This is a genomic window from Alterirhizorhabdus solaris (assembly GCF_007785815.1).
GTDB classification, from domain to species: Bacteria; Pseudomonadota; Alphaproteobacteria; order Sphingomonadales; family Sphingomonadaceae; genus Alterirhizorhabdus; species Alterirhizorhabdus solaris.
In genome coordinates this window covers 19,090-36,818 of record NZ_VNIM01000015.1, presented here as the reverse complement: position 1 = coordinate 36,818, position 17,729 = coordinate 19,090, and the positions used below count along the sequence as shown (strand labels likewise).

Below are 17,729 nucleotides of genomic sequence, written 5' to 3'. Positions count from 1 at the left end.
AGCTGCCACGCTATCGCGCGTTTGACCGGACGACCAAGGAGGCAAATAGTGAGCAACAATAATATTGGCGCCGGAACCCACATTCCTGCCCGGGAGATACCGATACCCGCCTATTTGAGCGACGTCGCTCGCAAATACCTGCAGCCGCAGCCTTTCTCCCTTCCCTATCCCACGGTCGACGATACGGCCGGCTGGCGCGCCTATGCTGACACCGTCGATGCGGCGATCACGCCGATGATGCATCAGATCAGTGCGCAACTCGACGCGACGGTGCAGGAACTCGACGCCGGAAGCGCTCGGGTCTTCGATATCGTGCCGGCGGGCGCGGCAGCCGACAGAAAAGGAATCATCCTCGATATCCATGGGGGCGCGCTGATCCTGTGCGGCGGGGAGCTTTGCAGGATCATGGGCATGGGCACTGCGGCGCGGACGGGACGCCGGGTATGGTCAGTCGATTACCGGATGCCTCCGGAACATCCTTATCCTGCGGCGCTGGACGATTGCATCGCTGCATACCGAGCCTTGCTCGAGGACCATGGGCCGTCGGAGATCATCGTCAGTGGTGGGTCGGCCGGTGGCAATCTCGCCGCCGCCCTGATGCTGCGTGCGCGCGACGAAGGCCTGCCCCTGCCAGCCGGCCTCATCCTGGGTACACCCGAGATCGACCTGACAGAATCCGGTGACAGCTTTCACACGAACGACGGTGTGGATCCCGGCTTGCGCAGCCTGATGCCGGTCAATCTTCTATATGCCAACGGCGCGGATCTGACGCATCCCTATCTTTCGCCGTTGTTCGGCGACGTGACGGGGTTTCCCCCGACGATTCTGACGACTGGAACGCGCGATCTTTATCTCTCCAATACCGTTCGCATGCATCGCAAGCTGCGGGCGGCGAATGTCGCCGCCGAACTGCACCTGACCGAGGCCGGCCCGCACACCGGCTTCCCAGGAAGCCCGGAGGGCGCCGAGATCGACAAAGAGATAAACCGGTTCATTGCCGCGGCGCTGGGCGATATCTAGAGCATTTTGATCAGTATGCATCATAACCGGCGGCGGCGAAGTAGTTTGCGCATTCGGTTGACGTGAAGGCGTCGATGCTGTCACCCATGACGCGCCAGCTGATCGACGGTGCGGGCGGCGGCTTTGCGCAGCAGCGTCTTGAGCTTGGCGAAGGCGATCTCGATTGGGTTGAAGTAGGGACTGTAGGGCGGCAGGAACAGAAGCTGCGCGCCAGCCGCCTCGATGGTCTCGCGTGCCGCGGCGCCCTTGTGGGCGGGCAGGTTGTCGAGGATCACGACGTCGCCTCGGCGCAGCGTATGTACGAGAAACTGCTCAGTGTAGGCGAGGAACCACTTGCCGGTCATCGGCCCGTCGAGCACCATCGGCGCGGTCATGCGCTCAGCCTGAGCGCGCCGACGAGGTAGTCGTCTTCCAGTGACCGTGCGGGATCGCCGAGCGCAACCGCGCATGTAGCTATTAACGGCGCCGCTGGGGCCGCGACGGAAACGGCCGCTTGGCCTTTTCAACGTCGCGGTAGATATCCGTCACGACACAAAAAGCGCTTGGGTGGGTCCGACGAACGTCTGCCCTATTCCGGTTTCGGTTCCTCCGGGCTGAGCGCCGCCGGCATCCGTTCGATCGCAAGCGCGATCGCATCCATGCACATCTGCAGCGCATGCGCCGGATTCAGTTCCAGCACCTTCGTCGGCTCGTCGTAGATCAGCACATGGCCCGATGGTATGAAGAAGGCTTCCCCGCCCTCGATTACCTCCTCAGGCCAGTCGGAGCCCGGATATTGCGCGCGCATGCGCCCTTCGAAGATATAGCCGTAATGCGGGCATGGGCAGACACCGCCCGGCAGGCCGCCCCACTTATATTGCTGCGTGCAATCCAGCGGCTCGTGAACGGTGGTGTAACCCACCTCCATGTCGCCCCACTGTACGCTCCGGAACCCGGAATCGCCAATGGCGGGCCAGCGCAGATTGCCGTTCGGCAGGTCTTCAAGTCGGGAATGCGGCATCATTCAAACCTTTCTGGCCTTGGATTTCGGACGATTGGCGCGACCCGGCAGGACTGCGTGGATCACACGAATGCTTTAGCTGATCCCCCAGCCAGCATCGACGGACAGCGTCTGGTTCGTGATGAATCGCGCCGCCGGTGAACTCAGGAAAACGGCAGCTGCCGCGATGTCGCGCGGCTCGCACATGCCGAGGGGTGGCGGCCGAAGCGCTGGCCCGTCGAATGGCGGGCCCTTGGAACTAACCGCACCGGTGGTGATGACTCCGCCCGGGAGCAATGTGTTGACGGTGATGCCATGCTCGGCAAGCTCCATCGCGCTGACCCGGGTCAGTCCAAGTAGCGCCGTCTTGGAAGATGCATACGCCGCATGACCGCGCACGAGTTGGCCCTTCACGCCGGACGAGGCAATATTGACGATGCGACCGCCCATACGACTGATCACCATCGCCTTGGCAATCTCACGCGTCATGAGGAACGGGCCGCGGCTGTTGATACGAAGCACGCGATCCCATTCGCCCGCTTCAGCTTCCAACAGGAGCTGGCGATCCTGCACCCCTGCGTTGTTGATCAATGCCCAAGGTGCGCCATACTCTTCCACGATTCGGCGGCAGCCCTCAACAATCGAGGCCTCGTCGCCGACATCGATCCGGATCGAGCCGCCCGCATAGCCTGCATCCGTCAGCGAGGCAGCGTGTCGCGCGGCACCCGCATCATCGATGTCGACCACGACGACCGTGCCACCTGCCTCGGCGATCGCTTTGGCGATTCCGGCACCGATGCCTCCGGCCGCGCCCGTCACGACGACGACGCGTCCGGCGAGGCTTCCGAATACCGTCGACATCCCATCGGGCCGGCCGACGTCGGCTGACCCGCCGCGCGTGACCGCCCCCTCGGATCCGCCAGCGGACGTTTCCCGCTTGGCTTCAAGCCCGTCGAGCGCGCCCGCCGCGCGCCAGGCGCGCAAGATCTCGATATACTCCAAGGTGCCGCCGAAGAACGGGATAGACCGCATTGCTGCAGCACTGGCTGCCTTCGAGCCTTCGCCATTCATGTAGCTCGGCGTACACTGCGCATAGAACATGCCAAGCGAACTCATGTTCGCCAGCAACGTTTGGAACCAGGCACTCTGCCCCTGCTCCGTCGCCTCGATTTCAACGATCCCCTCGTCGTGGCAGTGCCGGATGATCCAGGCAGCGTGCTCGGCGAGTTCACCGAGAATGTGCGCGAAATTGATTGCGATCCCACCCTGCAGCATGCTGAATCGGAAGAGGTTTGGAAATCCGTGAGCGTGGACGCCGTGCAACGTCGCCGCACCCTCAGCCCAGGCGTGGGTCAGGCTGACGCCATTCCGACCGTGAATCTCGAAACCCAGCTGTCGCAGATGTGTCGATGAGGTCTCGAAACCCGATGCATAAATGATACAGTCGACCTCATATTCGACGCCGTCCACCACCAGACCCGTTTCGGTAATGCGATCGACGCCACGACCAGCGGTGTCGACAAGGTGCACGTTTGGGCGATTGTATGCCGCCAGATACTCGTCGTGAAAACAAGGACGCTTGCACAACTGGTTATACCAGGGCTTCAGTGCTTCTGCCGTCGCCTGGTCCCCGATGATAGTGTCGATTCGATCGCGGATGGCCTCCATGCCGATCGCGTCTAGGCGTAACTGCTCCTCGTCCATCACGCTCATCGCCGCGGGGTTTCGAAGGAAGATCTCTGTCCAGCCGTCGGCTACCAGATCCTGCTCGACCGGCTTGCTGGAGACAACACGGGTGAAATTCTCGATCCTTTCCCTTTGCCAGCCGGGTTGCAACGTTCCCGCCCATTCGGGATCGGTCGCACGGTTCGCCCGCACGCCGACCCCCGAAGGCGTCCGCTGGATGACGACGACATCCCCGGCAGCCTCGGCCAATCGGGGCAGGATCTGGATCGACGTGGCGCCTGTGCCGACCAGGGCGACCCGCTTGCCGGCCAGCTTGTCCATCGGCGTGGTGGGGCTACCGCCGGTGTAGGTATAGTCCCACCGGCTCGAATGAAACGCGTGCCCCTTGAACGTGTCGATACCGGGAATGCCCGGTAGTTTCGCGACATGCAGAATACCGCCGGCGATGACAACAAAACGCGCAGACAGAGTATCGCCCCGATCCGTGGTCACCGTCCAGCGGCTCGTCGCATCCGACCACGAGAGATCAGAGACCTCGGTCTGGAACAGCGCTTTGGAATAAAGGTCGAAATGCCGTCCAATACGCTGGCAGTGTGCGAATATCTCCGGCGCTTTCGCGTATTTCTCGGTCGGAACGTAGCCGGTCTCTTCCAGCAACGGCAGGTAAATATAAGACTCGGTGTCGCAGGCCGCGCCCGGATAACGGTTCCAGTACCACGTCCCCCCGAAATCTCCGGCCTTGTCGATGATGCGGATATCGGTGATGCCTTGTTCGACGAGCCTTGCGGCCGCGCTGAGACCGCCAAGCCCGGCGCCGATGACCGCAACCTCTACCTGCTGTTTGATCGGGTCGCGCTCTGATCGGGGCGTATAAGGATCGCGATCGATGTCTGCGAAAACCTCTCCAAGATCCCGATATTGTGAAACCGTATCCGCGCGCAGCCGCTTGTCGCGCTCCGCATTATATCGTGCCTGAAGAGCTTCAACGGAAACATGCACCGCGCTCATTATCCGCTCCTTTGTATTCAACTGATTACATATTGGCATTAGCACGCTAAATCTCCTACGTGCAATGCCCATGAGCAAAGACGCCGAAACGCCGGTGGCGCGATACCGCGACGCCGCACGCACAAGAGAGAGCATCCTCCGCGCAGGGCAAAAACTGTTTGCAGAGCAGGGATACCCCACGACCGGCATCCGGGACGTCGCGGCGGCGGCAAGCGTCAACTCCGCTCTCATACAGCGGTATTTTGGTTCCAAGGAGGGCTTGCTGCGCGCCACACTGGAAGATCTGCTAAAGGTAGACGCTATAACGGCAGGAGATCGTACGCAGTTCGGTAAACGCGCCGTCTCGATACTACTCGCAGCGGGTGCAGTGCCCAATCCGGTTGCGATCATGGCGCTGGCAATGTCCGATGCATCTGCGCGCAAGCTGTGCATCGACTTACTTCATCACAATGTGATAATTCCAATGTCCGAATGGCTAGGAGGTAATGACGCCCTCGCCCGAGCCGCGCGCCTGAACACAATATGGACAGGCTTTATCACCGCCCGGTATCTACTGCCGGTCGAACCGCTGAACGATGATCGCATTGCGTCTACGCGCCAGTGGCTCGAGCGTGTGACGCAAGCTATTGCCGACGAAAATTGAAGATCTTTGCGGCCGTACCGCCACAGCCATGGGGTCGTTTCGGTCGCCGACGCGATGCACGACTAGACCCGATTTACTGGTCAGAACCCGTGGGTTCAATTGCATAGACCGAGTGACATGATGCACCAAGTTTGCTCGACGAGCTTGCTTCAAGCATCGCAGCAATGGTCGACGTGTTAACGGGCGTTCAACGGCGGGGCCCTCCAAGTACCGACTAACTTCCTGTAACAGAACGGAAACGTGTAGAATTAGCGTTAGAAATCAGCGCATGGGAGCCCCACGCCCAGATGACTTTCGCTCTGTTTTTTCAGCGTTTAAGTGGATCGGGGAGGGGCCCGCGTTGCATGCCGATCCACACAGTCGCCATTCTGACATAGAGGCGGCCGCAACCGCCAGCCCGCACCGTGGCCGATGGCCCCCGATCGCATCGGTCGAGCGTTTTTCAACGTTGGCTAAGTGTATGTTTAGCCAGAAAACTTGACCAGCGACGATGAACCACCCCGCGTGTGCGCCGTTATTCGACCATGGCGCGTCTCGACACCAATGACCTCGCGATAGATTACCGGGACGAAGGCGACGGTCCAGTCGTCCTTCTGCTCCACGGCTGGCCCGACGACGCGTCGACATGGGACGGTGTCGCAGCGCAACTTCGCGCAGCCGGTCTGCGGACGATCGTTCCCACGCTACGCGGGTTCGGCAGGACGCGGTTCCGCCATGACGACATGCCCCGGACGGGCAACAGCGCGATCCACGCGCTCGACCAGATTGCGCTCATGGACGCGCTCGGCATCGAGCGATTCATGGTCGCGGGTCACGACTGGGGATCGAACATCGCCGAGGCACTCGCGGTCGGCTGGCCTGACCGGGTCGAACGGATCGCGATGCTGTCCACCCCGCCGCGCCTCGGTGGCATGAAGACGCCGCCTTTCTGGCATGCACAACGCCAGTGGTATCACTGGTTCATGGCGACTGGTCGTGGCGCGCAGGCAATCCGCGATGACCGCCGCGGCTTTGCGCGCACGCATTGGGACAACTGGAGCCCGCCCGGCTGGTACGACGAAGCGACGTTCGAACGCGTCGCGATGGCGTGGGACAATCCCGACTGGGTCGACGTGACACTTCACAGCTATCGATCCCGCTGGGACGAAGCCGCGCCCGATCCACGTAGCGCCTGGCTCGAAGACAAGGTCAAGGCCACGAAGACGCTCGCGCTGTCCGCGATCTACATTCAAGGCGAGGTCGATGGAGTGAATCCACCCGCCGCCTCGGAACAGGTACCGGCCAAATTCGAAGGCCCGTTCAAGTACGTCCTGCTGTCTGGCGTGGGCCACTTCCCCCAGCGCGAAGCGCCCGACGACGTCGCGAAGTTACTCGTTACCCATTTCGGCGGCGACCCGGCCGCATCTGACCAGACACCACAGGAAGGAACTTCAATGGCAAGGAAGATCGGTTTGGGCATCGCCGTCGCAGCGGTCGCCGCCACACTGGTAATGGGTGGCGTCGCATTCGCGCAAGGATCGCGTGGTGGCGCGTTGACGCAGGAGGCCCAGTTCGACCACCAGGTTACTGGCGTCGCTGTCACTGCCGACGGACGCCGTTTCGTCAACTTTCCCCGTTGGACCGACGATGCGCCAATCTCGGTCGCCGAGGTCATGAAGGACGGCTCGCTCCGTCCCTATCCCGATGCGCGATGGAACAGCTGGCGCAATGCCCGCGCCAACGACCTGCCTGTCGAGCAGCATTTCGTCTGCGTGCAGTCGATCGTCCCCGATCATCAGGGCAATCTATGGGTGCTGGATCCCGGCGCGCCGGGTAACGAGAAGATCCTCCCCGGCGCCCCGAAGCTGGTCAAGATCAATCTCGCCACCAACCGAGTGACCAAAACGATCGCGGTGCCGGGGGATGTCGCGTTGCAGGGCACCTACCTCAATGACATCCGCTTTTCACCTGACGGCCGCCTCGGCTACATTACCGACAGCGGCACCCGGGGCGCGATCATCGTCGTCGACCTCGACAGCGGCGAGAGCTGGCGGGCGCTCGACGGACACCCGTCGACCCAGGTCGACAAGACGGTGACCGTCACGCTCGACGGCAAGTCGTTGCGCCGCCCCGATGGTCGCCAGCCCGCTTTCGCCGCTGACGGCATCGCGATTTCCGGTGATGGGCAGACGCTCTATTATCAAGCACTGACCGGCAGGACCTTGTATGCAATACCGACCGCGCAGCTGCGCAAGAACGTCGGCGAGGCAGATCGCGCCCGCGCACTCAAGGTGGTCGCCCAGACCCACGTCGCTGATGGCCTGTGGATGAGCAAGGCGGGGACGCTCTACCTGACTTCGCCGACCGACTATTCGATCAAGCGGCTCAACGGCACGCGGGTAGAAACGGTGCTGACCGACCGACGGCTGCGCTGGCCCGACACCTTTTCAGAAGGGCCGGACGGGCGGTTGTATGTCACCGCAAGCCACATTCAGGACACGAGCTGGTTCACCCCCGGCGCGCCGCCGTCGATCCGGACCCAGCTGTTCTCCTTCGCGCCCGCACGGTGACTGCCATGACCTATCTCCGCTACAGCCCCGGCATCGAAATCCCCGAAGCCGATAAACAGGCGACGATCGATGGCATCATCGAGGGCATGATGCAGCAGTCGAAGACGGTGGAGGACCGCGAACATCATGTGGTACGCGTCAGGCGTGCCAAGAGCAGCGCATGCGTTACCGGCGAGATCACTGTCACGGCCGACCTGCCGCACGAACTCGCGCAAGGATTGTTCGCACGTCCCGGCACCTATCCAGTAGCGGTTCGCTTGGCGCAAAGACTTGGAGAAATGCTTGGCGACCGCGTTTCAACGCTTCGTGGCATGTCGATCATCCGGCCATCGTGGCTCGGCGCCTCCCGCTCGAGCAGCTGGCCGACGCGCTCCGCCTCGAGATGGATGCAACGTACCTAGGCAAGATTGGCGCCGAATGGTGAACTGATCGCGCTGAGGCCCGGCGTGCTAAGGCGACTTCGCACCAAGCCGTTCGTTTGACCTGCAAGCCAAAATGCGAGAACATCGATGGACTATATCAAGCTCGGCAGCACTGGCCTCGACGTATCACGGCTGTGCCTCGGCTGCATGACATACGGTACGCCCAACCGCGGTAACCACGCCTGGACGCTCGACGAGGAGGCTAGCCGGCCTATCCTGCGAAAGGCGGTGGAAGCCGGCATCAACTTCTTCGATACCGCCAATGTCTATTCGGATGGCACGTCGGAGGAGATCGTCGGCCGCGCGCTTAAGGAATACACCCGCCGCGACGAGGTGGTGATCGCCACCAAGGTCCACGGCCGGATGCGGCCCGGTCCGAACGGCGCAGGTCTTAGCCGTAAGGCGATCATGACCGAGATCGATGCGAGCCTTGCGCGGCTTGGTACCGATCATGTTGATCTTTACCAGATCCATCGCTTCGACCATGAGGTGCCTGTCGAGGAAACGCTGGAGGCGCTGCACGACGTCGTGAGGGCAGGCAAGGCGCGCTACATCGGCGCGTCGTCGATGTCCGCCTGGCAGTTCGCGACCATGCTCCACGTGTCGGAGGCGAACGGCTGGACACGCTTCGCGACGATGCAGGACTATCTCAATCTGCTCTACCGCGAGGAGGAGCGCGAGATGCTGCCGCTCTGCGCGGCCGAGGGGATCGGCGTAATCCCTTGGAGCCCGCTGGCGCGCGGCCGCCTCACCCGGGACTGGGACGAAACGACCGAGCGCTCGCAGACCGACGAGTTTGGCAGCACGCTATACGCGCACACCGCAGACGCGGACCGCAAGGTCGTGGAGGCGGTGGCCGCGATCGCCGCCGAGCGCGGCGTCCCGCGCGCGCAGGTGGCGCTCGCTTGGGTGCTGGCGAAGCCCGAGGTCTCGGCACCCATCATCGGCGCCTCGAAAGCTGCCCACCTCGACGATGCGATCGCCGCGTTGGAGCTCGGACTGAGCGAGAGCGAGATCGCACGCATGGAGGCGCCCTACGTCCCCCACGCGATCGTCGGCTTCTCATAGCGGTTGAGGCGCTTGGCTACGCGGCTGCGATTGTCGCACCCCGATCCCGCTATCCCAGCTGACAAGGAATAACCCGATGCAGACCCGCACGCTCGGCCAACAAGGCCTCCATATATCCGCCCTCGGCCTCGGCTGCATGGGCATGTCCGACTTCTACGGCGTCCGCGACGAGAAGGAGTCGATCGCCACGATCAACCGCGCGATCGATCTTGGCGTGAATTTCCTCGACACTGCCGACATGTACGGTGTCGGCACCAACGAGGAACTGGTCGGCCGCGTGGTTCGCGAGCGGCGCGAGTGGGTCGCCGTCGCCACCAAGTTCGGCAACGTCCGCGGCGAGGACGGCAGCTTCAAGGGCGTCAATGGCCGCCCCGACTATGTGCGCGCCGCCTGCGACGCGAGCCTGAGGCGCACCGGCCTCGACGTCATCGACCTCTACTATCAGCACCGGGTCGACCCGCAGGTGGCGATCGAGGAAACGGTGGGCGCGATGGCCGAGCTCGTGACGGCGGGCAAGGTGAAGTACCTTGGCCTGTCCGAAGCCGCGCCCGAGACGATCCGCCGTGCGCATGCGGTGCACCCGATCACCGCGCTCCAGACCGAATATTCGCTATGGAGCCGCGACGTAGAGGCCGAGATCCTGCCGACCTGCCGGGAACTCGGCATCGGCTTCGTGCCCTACAGCCCGCTGGGACGCGGTTTTCTGACCGGCCAGATCACGTCGCTCGACGATCTCGACGCAAGCGATACCCGCCGCAACCATCCTCGCTTCCAGGGCGAGGCGTTCGGCAAAAACCTCGACCTGGCCGCCGCGATCGGCGCCATGGCACGTGACAAGTGCTGCACGCCCGCGCAGCTGGCGCTCGCCTGGGTGCTGCATCAAGGCGAGGACATCGTGCCGATCCCCGGCACCAAGCGGCGGACGTATCTCGAGGACAATCTAGGCGCGCTCAACGTGCGGCTGAGTGACGCCGACCTCACCCGCATCGACGAGGTGCTGCCGCCCGGAGCCGCCGAGGGCACCCGCTACCCGCAGGCCTCAATGGCGAGTGTGAACCGGTGAGCGTGGCATCTTTCGCTGCCGTCGCGCCTGACAGGCTCGCGGTCGTGACCGGAGCCGCTGGCGGCATCGGGCTGGCGGCGGCGCGCACCTTCGCCGAGGTGGGCATGCGTGTCGTGCTCGTCGATCGCCCCGGCGAGGCGCTGGACGAAGCGATCGCGTCGATCCACGGTGCGACCGCGCTGCCCGCCGACGTCGCCGATCGCGCCACTATGGACGCGCTGGCCCGGACGGTGGCGGAGCATCACGGTCCGGTATCGGTGCTGATGAACAATGCCGGCATCGGTGCAGGCGGGGACGTCTTCGAGGACGCCGCAGCGTGGGACGAGGTGCTCGGCGTCAATCTCTTCGGCGTGCTCAACGGCGTGCAGGCGTTCGTTCCCGCGATGATCGACGCCGATGCGCCGGCGCTGATCATCAACACCGGCTCCAAGCAGGGTATCACCCAACCGCCGGGCAACACCGCCTACAACGTCAGCAAGGCGAGCGTGAAGGCGCTAACCGAAGGGCTCGCCTACACCTTGCGCGAACGTACCGGTGATCGGGTCAGCGCTCACCTGCTCGTCCCCGGTTTCACTTGGACCGGCATGACCGCGTCCCGCCTGTCCGAGAAGCCCGCCGCCGCGTGGACGCCGGAACAGGTCGTGACGCTGATGATGGAGCGTCTTGCCCGCGGCGACTTCTACATCCTGTGCCCAGACAATGAGACGACGCTCGAACAGGACGCGAAGCGCATCGCCTGGGCGGCGGGCGATTTGATCGAGAACCGCCCGGCCCTGTCGAGGTGGCATCCTGCCTGGAAGGATGCGTTCGCGCGCTTCGTGCAGGACTGATCACCGCTGCTGACGGCAGTCGGCCGGATTTGAAAGATAAAATGACCCAAGTTACGGCCGCTCACGGATGCCAACCGGCCGCCCACCTCTGGACATTGGTTCAGGGTTCGGTTTCCGGTTCATACTCTGCAGTCACGGCAGCCTGTAAGCACGTGCGCGATCCCCGGCGCGTCAAACAGCTTCCACCCATGCTAGCAGCGGCTTGATCGCGGCGCCGATTAGGCGCCCTATGCCAGCGGCCGAAGGGGACGCGCCGTGCAGATCGACCGCAGAAACATTCTGGCGTTTGCCGCAGCATCGACGGTGGCGTGGCCATGCCGGGCCCCGGCAGCAACACTGGCCATCCCCGCCGTCGATCGTCTCGAACTGACCGTCCTGGTCGACAGCACGACGGCGGTCTTCGGTACGCCGACCGACACGCCGCTGATCAAGGTGACACCGCCGCCGATCGCGCGTGACTACCATCGGGCGTTCGCCGGTCAGTGGGGCTACTCGCTACTCGCGCGCTCCAGCATCGGAGCTGCGGCGCGCACCACCCTCGTCGATTTCGGCTACACACCAGAGGCGCTGCTGAACAACATGGCGCTGCTCGGCATCGATTCCGGCACGGTCGACGCGATGGTGCTGAGCCACGGCCATTACGATCATTTCGGCGGCCTCGATGGACTGCTCGCGACCGGCCGTATTCGGCGCGGCACGCCGCTGTTCGTGGGCGGCGAGGAAGCGTTCTGTGCGCGCGTCCGCGGCACCGATCCCGACGGGCCGCCCTTCGGCGCAATCGACCGCCCGGCGCTGCTCCGCGCGGGGGTGGTGCCGGTGATCTCGGGCGAGCCAAGGGTCGTGGCGGGCCAGGGCTTTACCACGGGCCGCATCCCATTCGTCTCGCCCGAGCGACCGCGGGTGCCGACCGCGATGCTGCCCGGTCAGGGTTGCGATCGCGCGCTGCTCGATCCGGCAAAGCGTGAAGGGAGCTTCCTGATCGATGACGCCGTCCACGAACTCGGCACGGCATACAACGTCGCTGGTCGAGGGCTGGTCGTGATCGGTTCGTGCAGCCATCGTGGGATCATCAACACCGTGCGACAGGCGCAAGCAGTGTCGGGTATCGACAAGGTGCATGCCATCGTCGGCGGCTTTCACCTCGTGCCGCCGCAGACGGCCGCGCAGGCGAGGGAGACGGTCGCGCTCATGCAGGCGATCGATCCCGACGTCATCATCCCCGGCCACTGCTCCGGCGAGACCTTCATTGCGGCGGCGCAGGCGGCGATGCCAGGCAAGGTGATCCGCTCGATCGTCGGCACCCGCTACCTGTTCCGCGCCTGAGGAGAGATCGATGCGTCACGCCCTTGCCGCCTTCCTCCTCGCCGCGCCAGGAGCGCCCGTCCGCGCTCAACCGGCTACGGCGGCACCGGCGCTATCGCTCGACCATGTCGGCATCCAGGCGGCGGACCTCGACCGGAGCGTCGCCTTCTACACGGGGGTGCTAGGTCTGCGCGAGGTGCCGGCGCCATTCCCGACCAACGCCGCCCGCTGGATCGCACTCGACGGCGACCGGATGCTGCACATCGTCGCTCACGACACGCCAGGCGCCACGCACAATCGCTGGAACCATTTCGCACTGGCCTGCGCGGACCTCGACGCGATGGTCGTACGCCTCGACGCGCAACATATCGCTTGGACGGACATGGAGGGCCACCACGCGATCCAGAGCCGTCCGGATCGCGTGCGCCAGATCTTCGTGCGTGATCCCGACGGCTACGTCATCGAGATAAACGACTCGACGCGATCGGCGAGGTAAGAAGACCCAATTGCGGCCGTTCAGCAGCCTCAGTGAGGTGTCCAGCTTCGGACGCTCGTTAATGTGAGATGGTCGAGCCTCCAGATGCTGCATCGAGGGCTGGAAGTGGGACATTCCCGACGTTCCGGCGAGGTTGCTCGAACGTCAGCCGTTGCCAGAACCCGACGTTCGAGATTGAATTTTTCTTGCCGTCATAAACCCGACCAGGGGCAGCGGTCGTTCGCACATCCCCTCTGCAGACGGCGCGCTAACGAAGCTGATGTGGCGTTTTCCGTTTCCCCTGAATCCGTGCTGTGATCACATGATATTCTACGTCGGATCCAGTGGGCTTCTTGCGCTCGACGCTGATCTGCTCGGAAATATGTGGCTGATGTCCCGCACGATCGGTGAGGTCGAGGACGAGTAGAAAGCCGAAACGGACACCGGTCGTGAGATAGCCGGTCGCTTGTCCTGCATAACGCTGTGCCAGCGTCTTGTTGTCAGGAACATTGTCGTCTTTTTTGACCTCGACGATCGTCTTGAGGCCGCGAAATGCGATGGCGATGTCCGATCGCCCGCCACCTGTGTCGCGGGCCTCCGCCTGTATGGACGGAGTGTCGGTCGATGACAGGAACTTCAGAAAATCCAGATGAAGATCGTGCTCGACCGGCAGATTGCTACCGCGGCGGAAGACATACTCGCTGGATGGGTCGGTCGCAGTGCCGACGCTGGCGCGGAACTCGAGGAAACGCAACATCAGCGTACACATCGTCTCCAACAACGCCTTCGCCGGACAGCGATCGATGTCGGCACATTCGGACAAGTCGTCCATCATCCGTTGCCAAACGGGCGCCACCGGCTGGTTACGATCGACCGCTACTTCGATTTGTGCGGCCGTCATCGCGGCAGTCGCCGCGTCGACTCCGGATTTTCTCAGCAGATCGGCGATGCGGACTTCTGCCGCTTCGTCAAAAGGGTGCCGATGGATTCCATCGACGACAGTCTGACGGACCGCGTCCCGCACCTGCCTTACTGACGGCGCGAGAGTGCTGTCGCCATTCTCCACCAGCCATTGGTCAATCGCTTCAACGTAGAAGCTTCGACGGCGCAACGCGGTGACAATGGCATTGCGCGCTAGGAGGTTCATGCCACTGGCATCCGACCGGCCAAAGATGCGCTCGCCAACAAAGAAGATCGCCAGCAGCTCTTCCTCGATCACCAAATTGGCATGGAGCCAGATGTCCTTCGTGAAGGACCGGCCGAGTGTCGCCAGTTTCGAAGCCATCGATAGCCAGTGGAACCGCTCCTGCGGTATCCCCGAGAGCCAGGATGTCGCGCAATGCGACGCCGCAGCGTAAGCGGAGAATTCGAAAGCCCATCGGCGCAATTCGGGTAATCGCCGATCCAGCGCACCGTCCAAGCCGGTAGCCTGTGTCGCGATAAGAACAGACGCACAGATTTCATAGAGCCGAGCATCCGGCCGGTTCTCGCTGGACGTGAGCGAGCGTTCGAACCATTCACGCGCACTGGCCAGAGCCAACGACACGCCTGTTTGGGTCTGCGCCACCAAGCTCTGCCGGAGCTGGTCGAGGCCCAGTTCTAGCGCCGCCTCATCCGCCGAGGCCTCGACGCCCGCCAGAGTATGAAGGACCGCCCTGAAATCGTCGTCCGGATATCGCCGCAGAATAACGCCGGCGACTTTAGCCACATGGCGCAGGTACGCGCCGTCGTCCTGCGCATCCACGTCAAGGATATAGGCCTGCAAGCGGCGGATCAGGCTGGGGCTGTTCTGTACCACGAGAAGGCCGCCACGCAGCGCATGGCACCGCATCCAGCTATGTTCCGACCGTGCCTCGAAGCGCGGTCGCAGCGCATCCCATATCGGTTGGGCCAATGTCGGCGGAATGGCTGCGAGGCTCTCCAGGCCATCGATCATCTCGGCCAGCGACGTCGCATCGTCTTCGCGCTCAAGCAGGCGAACAAGCGCCGCCTGGACGGACGATGCGTCCACCCACCGAGCGAGCCACAGAAATGCATCGACGCGCGCTATGTTGTCGGGCAGCTCATCGATCGCCTGCAACAGGGTCGGTTCCGACGTGGTGCCTGGATCGAGAATGCGATCTCCAATTGGAGTGCGCAGGATGACGACGTCGTCGATGGGCGATGGGTCAGAAGAGATAGGCCTCTCCCTTGGCGTGTAGCCGGTGCGTGTCGGGCACCACGGCTTCCACCGCCTCGCGCGCAATCGTGCCGATGATGATCTGAATTCCGCCGATGTTTCGCGCTGCCGCCGCGACACTATCAAGCATCTGCTCAAAGTCCTTGCTCACCACCTCTTCTGAAGCCGGTGAATCGATGATCAGCAGTCCGGGGTGACGCCCATGCCCGCGACGCCTGGCAACCTCGACGGCGGCCAACGCAATCGCGATCTTGATGCGCAGCCTCTCACCCATGGTCAGGGCGCTGAAAAACGGATTGGCGCCGCCCTGGCATACTTTCAATCTGCCGCCATTGTCGAGATGCATGCTGGTCAGATGCGACACCCCGAACTTTGTTGCGAGGCTCATCACCGCGTCTGTGATCTCACCCAGAATGTCCTCCTGCATGGCGGTCATCGATAATTTGCTAATCTCACTGGCGGCTCGCAGGATTTGAAGCTCGACTTGCGCCTCGCCGTCTTCGGCCGACGGCAGTTGCAGCGCGGTGAGCAGCTCCTGCAACTGTTTGGCCTGTGCTTCGAGCTCTATCACGCGGTTGTCGGGATCGACGGGCAAGGCCGACAACTCGTCCTGCACCCGACGTGCTTCAGCCATGTTGAGACGAAGCCGCTCGCTCTTTGCGAGCGCATCGGTTTCGGATCGCTTCTGCTTGGCTTTCGCCTGTTCGACGGATTCTTTGAGCTCGGCGACCAGATGTGTCGCATCGGTGATGCGATCACCATCTGCTTCGGCGTCTTCGTCGGGAAGCGCGTTCTTGCACAATGCGCAACTGGCGTCCGGCGAGGATTCCGCCGTTGATGAAATCTCGAACCGGCCCTCGCAGGCAGGGCAGCAGGACGGGCTCAATTGCCGAAACGAATATCCTGCGGATCGCTCTTCCTCAAGTAGCTTGAGCCGCCGCCTGGCGGTTTCGAAGCTCTCCGATATGGCACCGAGGCTGGTCTCATCTGCCTCCATCACGGTATTGGCGTCACGGGCCTGTCTGCGATCCGCAGCGATGGTCTCGTCAAGCCGCGCCAGCTGAAGCCTCAAGGCACTTCGATTGTCGGGACCGCGCGCCTTTTTGGCTTCCGCCAGCTGTTCTTCTACGTCGAGCAGCTTGGTCTTGAGAACCGTCACCGTCCCGGCCTGGCTCGGGCGGTTGGCAATCCCCTGCTCAATCTGCTTTTGCGCGCTCAACGCTGCGCTGTACGTCGAGACCCAGGGAAGGCCGATGAAGAGTTGAAGAAGACGCAGAGGAATGCCGTCGACCGGCAGATCACCGAACAGCGCCTTCGGTTCGACCGAACTCGACAGATAGAAGGCGGACGATATCAGCGGCCATCCATGCGCATGGCCACCGGTATTTTTGTTGTGGGCATAGATAACGGGGAAATCGAGTTCCTCCATCATCAACTGTTCGGTTTGCGCCTTCAAACCCTCTGCAGCGTCACCGCTGTAAAGGGTCACCCATTGATGGCCGTCATCGCTGCGGCTGAGGCGTGCGCGGCCCTGCGCGGCCTTCTCCTGGCCAGCGTCCTTTTCAAGCTCCAGACGGTGGAGCACGTTATCGATGCGAAACCGCACCTCGAGCGCTTGCAGCCATTTCCAGATATCGGACTTGATCCGGCCGGGAAAATCACCGCGGATTGCGGCGTTCAACATATTCAGGATCGAGGATTTACCACGGAGATTACGCTCGGACATCACCGCGTAGATGCCGGCATCAAGATCCAGCCATGAGAGGCTGAACGGTCCGGCGGGCGTCGATTCAGACCGCACCCCGCTGAATTTTATGCTTTCAAAGCGCAGGCTCTTCGAGCGCGGTGGGGTCGTCTGCGCGCGGATGCCATATTTGAGCAGAACCTGACGAACGTCGCCGATATCGAAGTTGCACTGCTCAGCTATCGCCTTGACCCAGCCAAGCTCGGTCATTTCAACGGCGGCTGTCTTTTTCATTCGTTCGCCTCATCGATCTTGGCGAGCCGCTTCTCGACCTGCGAGCTGATACTCGCGATGATGTCGCCGTGCATCGTGTTTCCATATTCGGGATGTTCGTATTGCCACTCTTTGAGCGCGGAGCCGCTCTTCCCGTGCGCGATGCGCATGACCAGCTCCAAGCGATCCTTGTACCACGCCAATTCAGGATGCTGTCGCACGGTATCCTCCAGAAACGCGAGCGCCTTGGCGGAAATCAGATACTCATACCGCCTGACCTTTCCGTCGCCATCTGATAATTGCATCGGTCTGACCAAGCCGTAATAGCTCAACGTCGACAGCGCATCGTCGACGTTTTGATAGGCGCCGTGTCGCCATCGGACCATGCGCACCAGTCGGACGGATGGCTCTTCCTTGAGAAATATTTGCCGAACTTGTCCGAGCAACTCCTGTTCGCCGGTTTGCTCGTACAAATCCAGCAGTGCATCGGCGAGATAGTCAGGATACCGAACGAGGAAATCCATCGCCATCAGGCGTTTCTCGGCCCT

Annotated in this window: 14 protein-coding genes and 1 pseudogene; 9 read left to right on the top strand and 6 right to left on the bottom strand. The window is 62.7% G+C overall.

The window, feature by feature from the left end:
- The first annotated feature begins 48 nt into the window (after window positions 1–48).
- On the top strand, window positions 49–1,020 hold the full coding sequence (locus FOY91_RS05760; RefSeq protein WP_238995270.1) for an alpha/beta hydrolase: 972 nt from the start codon (window positions 49–51) through the stop codon (window positions 1,018–1,020).
- 10 nt (window positions 1,021–1,030) lie between these two features.
- On the opposite strand, the pseudogene FOY91_RS05755 reads toward FOY91_RS05760, so the two are convergent.
- The 3 genes and pseudogenes from FOY91_RS05755 to FOY91_RS05745 form a co-directional block, all read right to left on the bottom strand.
- A pseudogene (locus FOY91_RS05755) lies at window positions 1,031–1,464 on the bottom strand (transposase); the annotation flags it as partial.
- A 124-nt stretch (window positions 1,465–1,588) separates the two neighbouring features.
- Window positions 1,589–2,023 (bottom strand): cupin domain-containing protein, encoded by a 435-nt coding sequence (locus tag FOY91_RS05750; protein WP_203234504.1) that lies wholly within the window; start codon window positions 2,021–2,023, stop codon window positions 1,589–1,591.
- A gap of 72 nt (window positions 2,024–2,095) precedes the next feature.
- On the bottom strand, window positions 2,096–4,693 hold the full coding sequence (locus tag FOY91_RS05745; protein WP_145149037.1) for an NAD(P)/FAD-dependent oxidoreductase: 2,598 nt from the start codon (window positions 4,691–4,693) through the stop codon (window positions 2,096–2,098).
- Between the two features lie 70 nt (window positions 4,694–4,763).
- Between FOY91_RS05745 and FOY91_RS05740 the strand changes: the two genes are divergently transcribed.
- The 8 genes from FOY91_RS05740 to FOY91_RS05705 all read left to right on the top strand — a co-directional run bounded on the left by FOY91_RS05740 (window position 4,764) and on the right by FOY91_RS05705 (window position 13,066).
- Window positions 4,764–5,336 carry a TetR/AcrR family transcriptional regulator gene (locus FOY91_RS05740; protein ID WP_203234503.1) on the top strand — a complete coding sequence of 191 codons (573 nt, stop codon included), beginning with the start codon at window positions 4,764–4,766 and terminating at the stop codon, window positions 5,334–5,336.
- 524 nt (window positions 5,337–5,860) lie between these two features.
- The gene (locus tag FOY91_RS05735; RefSeq protein ID WP_145149033.1) at window positions 5,861–7,885 is read left to right on the top strand and encodes an L-dopachrome tautomerase-related protein; all 2,025 of its coding nucleotides are present in this window, start codon (window positions 5,861–5,863) and stop codon (window positions 7,883–7,885) included.
- Window positions 7,886–7,890: 5 nt separating this feature from the next.
- Window positions 7,891–8,286, top strand: a complete 396-nt coding sequence (locus FOY91_RS05730) for a catalase family protein (protein ID WP_203234502.1) — start codon at window positions 7,891–7,893, stop codon at window positions 8,284–8,286.
- Between the two features lie 108 nt (window positions 8,287–8,394).
- Window positions 8,395–9,375 (top strand): aldo/keto reductase, encoded by a 981-nt coding sequence (locus tag FOY91_RS05725; protein WP_145149031.1) that lies wholly within the window; start codon window positions 8,395–8,397, stop codon window positions 9,373–9,375.
- Between the two features lie 76 nt (window positions 9,376–9,451).
- Window positions 9,452–10,438: an aldo/keto reductase gene (locus FOY91_RS05720; RefSeq protein WP_145149029.1), complete on the top strand. Its 987-nt coding sequence runs from the start codon at window positions 9,452–9,454 to the stop codon at window positions 10,436–10,438.
- On the top strand, window positions 10,435–11,268 hold the full coding sequence (locus FOY91_RS05715; RefSeq protein WP_145149027.1) for an SDR family NAD(P)-dependent oxidoreductase: 834 nt from the start codon (window positions 10,435–10,437) through the stop codon (window positions 11,266–11,268). Before FOY91_RS05720 ends, FOY91_RS05715 begins: the two co-directional genes overlap by 4 nt.
- Before the next feature lie 255 nt (window positions 11,269–11,523).
- Window positions 11,524–12,591, top strand: a complete 1,068-nt coding sequence (locus FOY91_RS05710; protein ID WP_145149025.1) for an MBL fold metallo-hydrolase — start codon at window positions 11,524–11,526, stop codon at window positions 12,589–12,591.
- A gap of 10 nt (window positions 12,592–12,601) precedes the next feature.
- Complete coding sequence (locus tag FOY91_RS05705; protein WP_145149023.1) at window positions 12,602–13,066, top strand: VOC family protein; 465 nt, start codon at window positions 12,602–12,604, stop codon at window positions 13,064–13,066.
- Window positions 13,067–13,313: 247 nt separating this feature from the next.
- Here the strand turns inward: FOY91_RS05705 and FOY91_RS05700 are convergent, their stop codons facing one another.
- The 3 genes from FOY91_RS05700 to FOY91_RS05690 form a co-directional block, all read right to left on the bottom strand.
- Entirely contained in the window at window positions 13,314–15,125 is a 1,812-nt protein-coding gene (locus tag FOY91_RS05700) for a hypothetical protein (RefSeq protein ID WP_203234501.1), read from the bottom strand.
- An 88-nt stretch (window positions 15,126–15,213) separates the two neighbouring features.
- Window positions 15,214–17,202, bottom strand: a complete 1,989-nt coding sequence (locus FOY91_RS05695) for an ATP-binding protein (RefSeq protein ID WP_145149021.1) — start codon at window positions 17,200–17,202, stop codon at window positions 15,214–15,216.
- Complete coding sequence (locus FOY91_RS05690; RefSeq protein WP_203234500.1) at window positions 17,199–17,711, bottom strand: hypothetical protein; 513 nt, start codon at window positions 17,709–17,711, stop codon at window positions 17,199–17,201. Before FOY91_RS05690 ends, FOY91_RS05695 begins: the two co-directional genes overlap by 4 nt.
- Window positions 17,712–17,729: the final 18 nt, after the last annotated feature.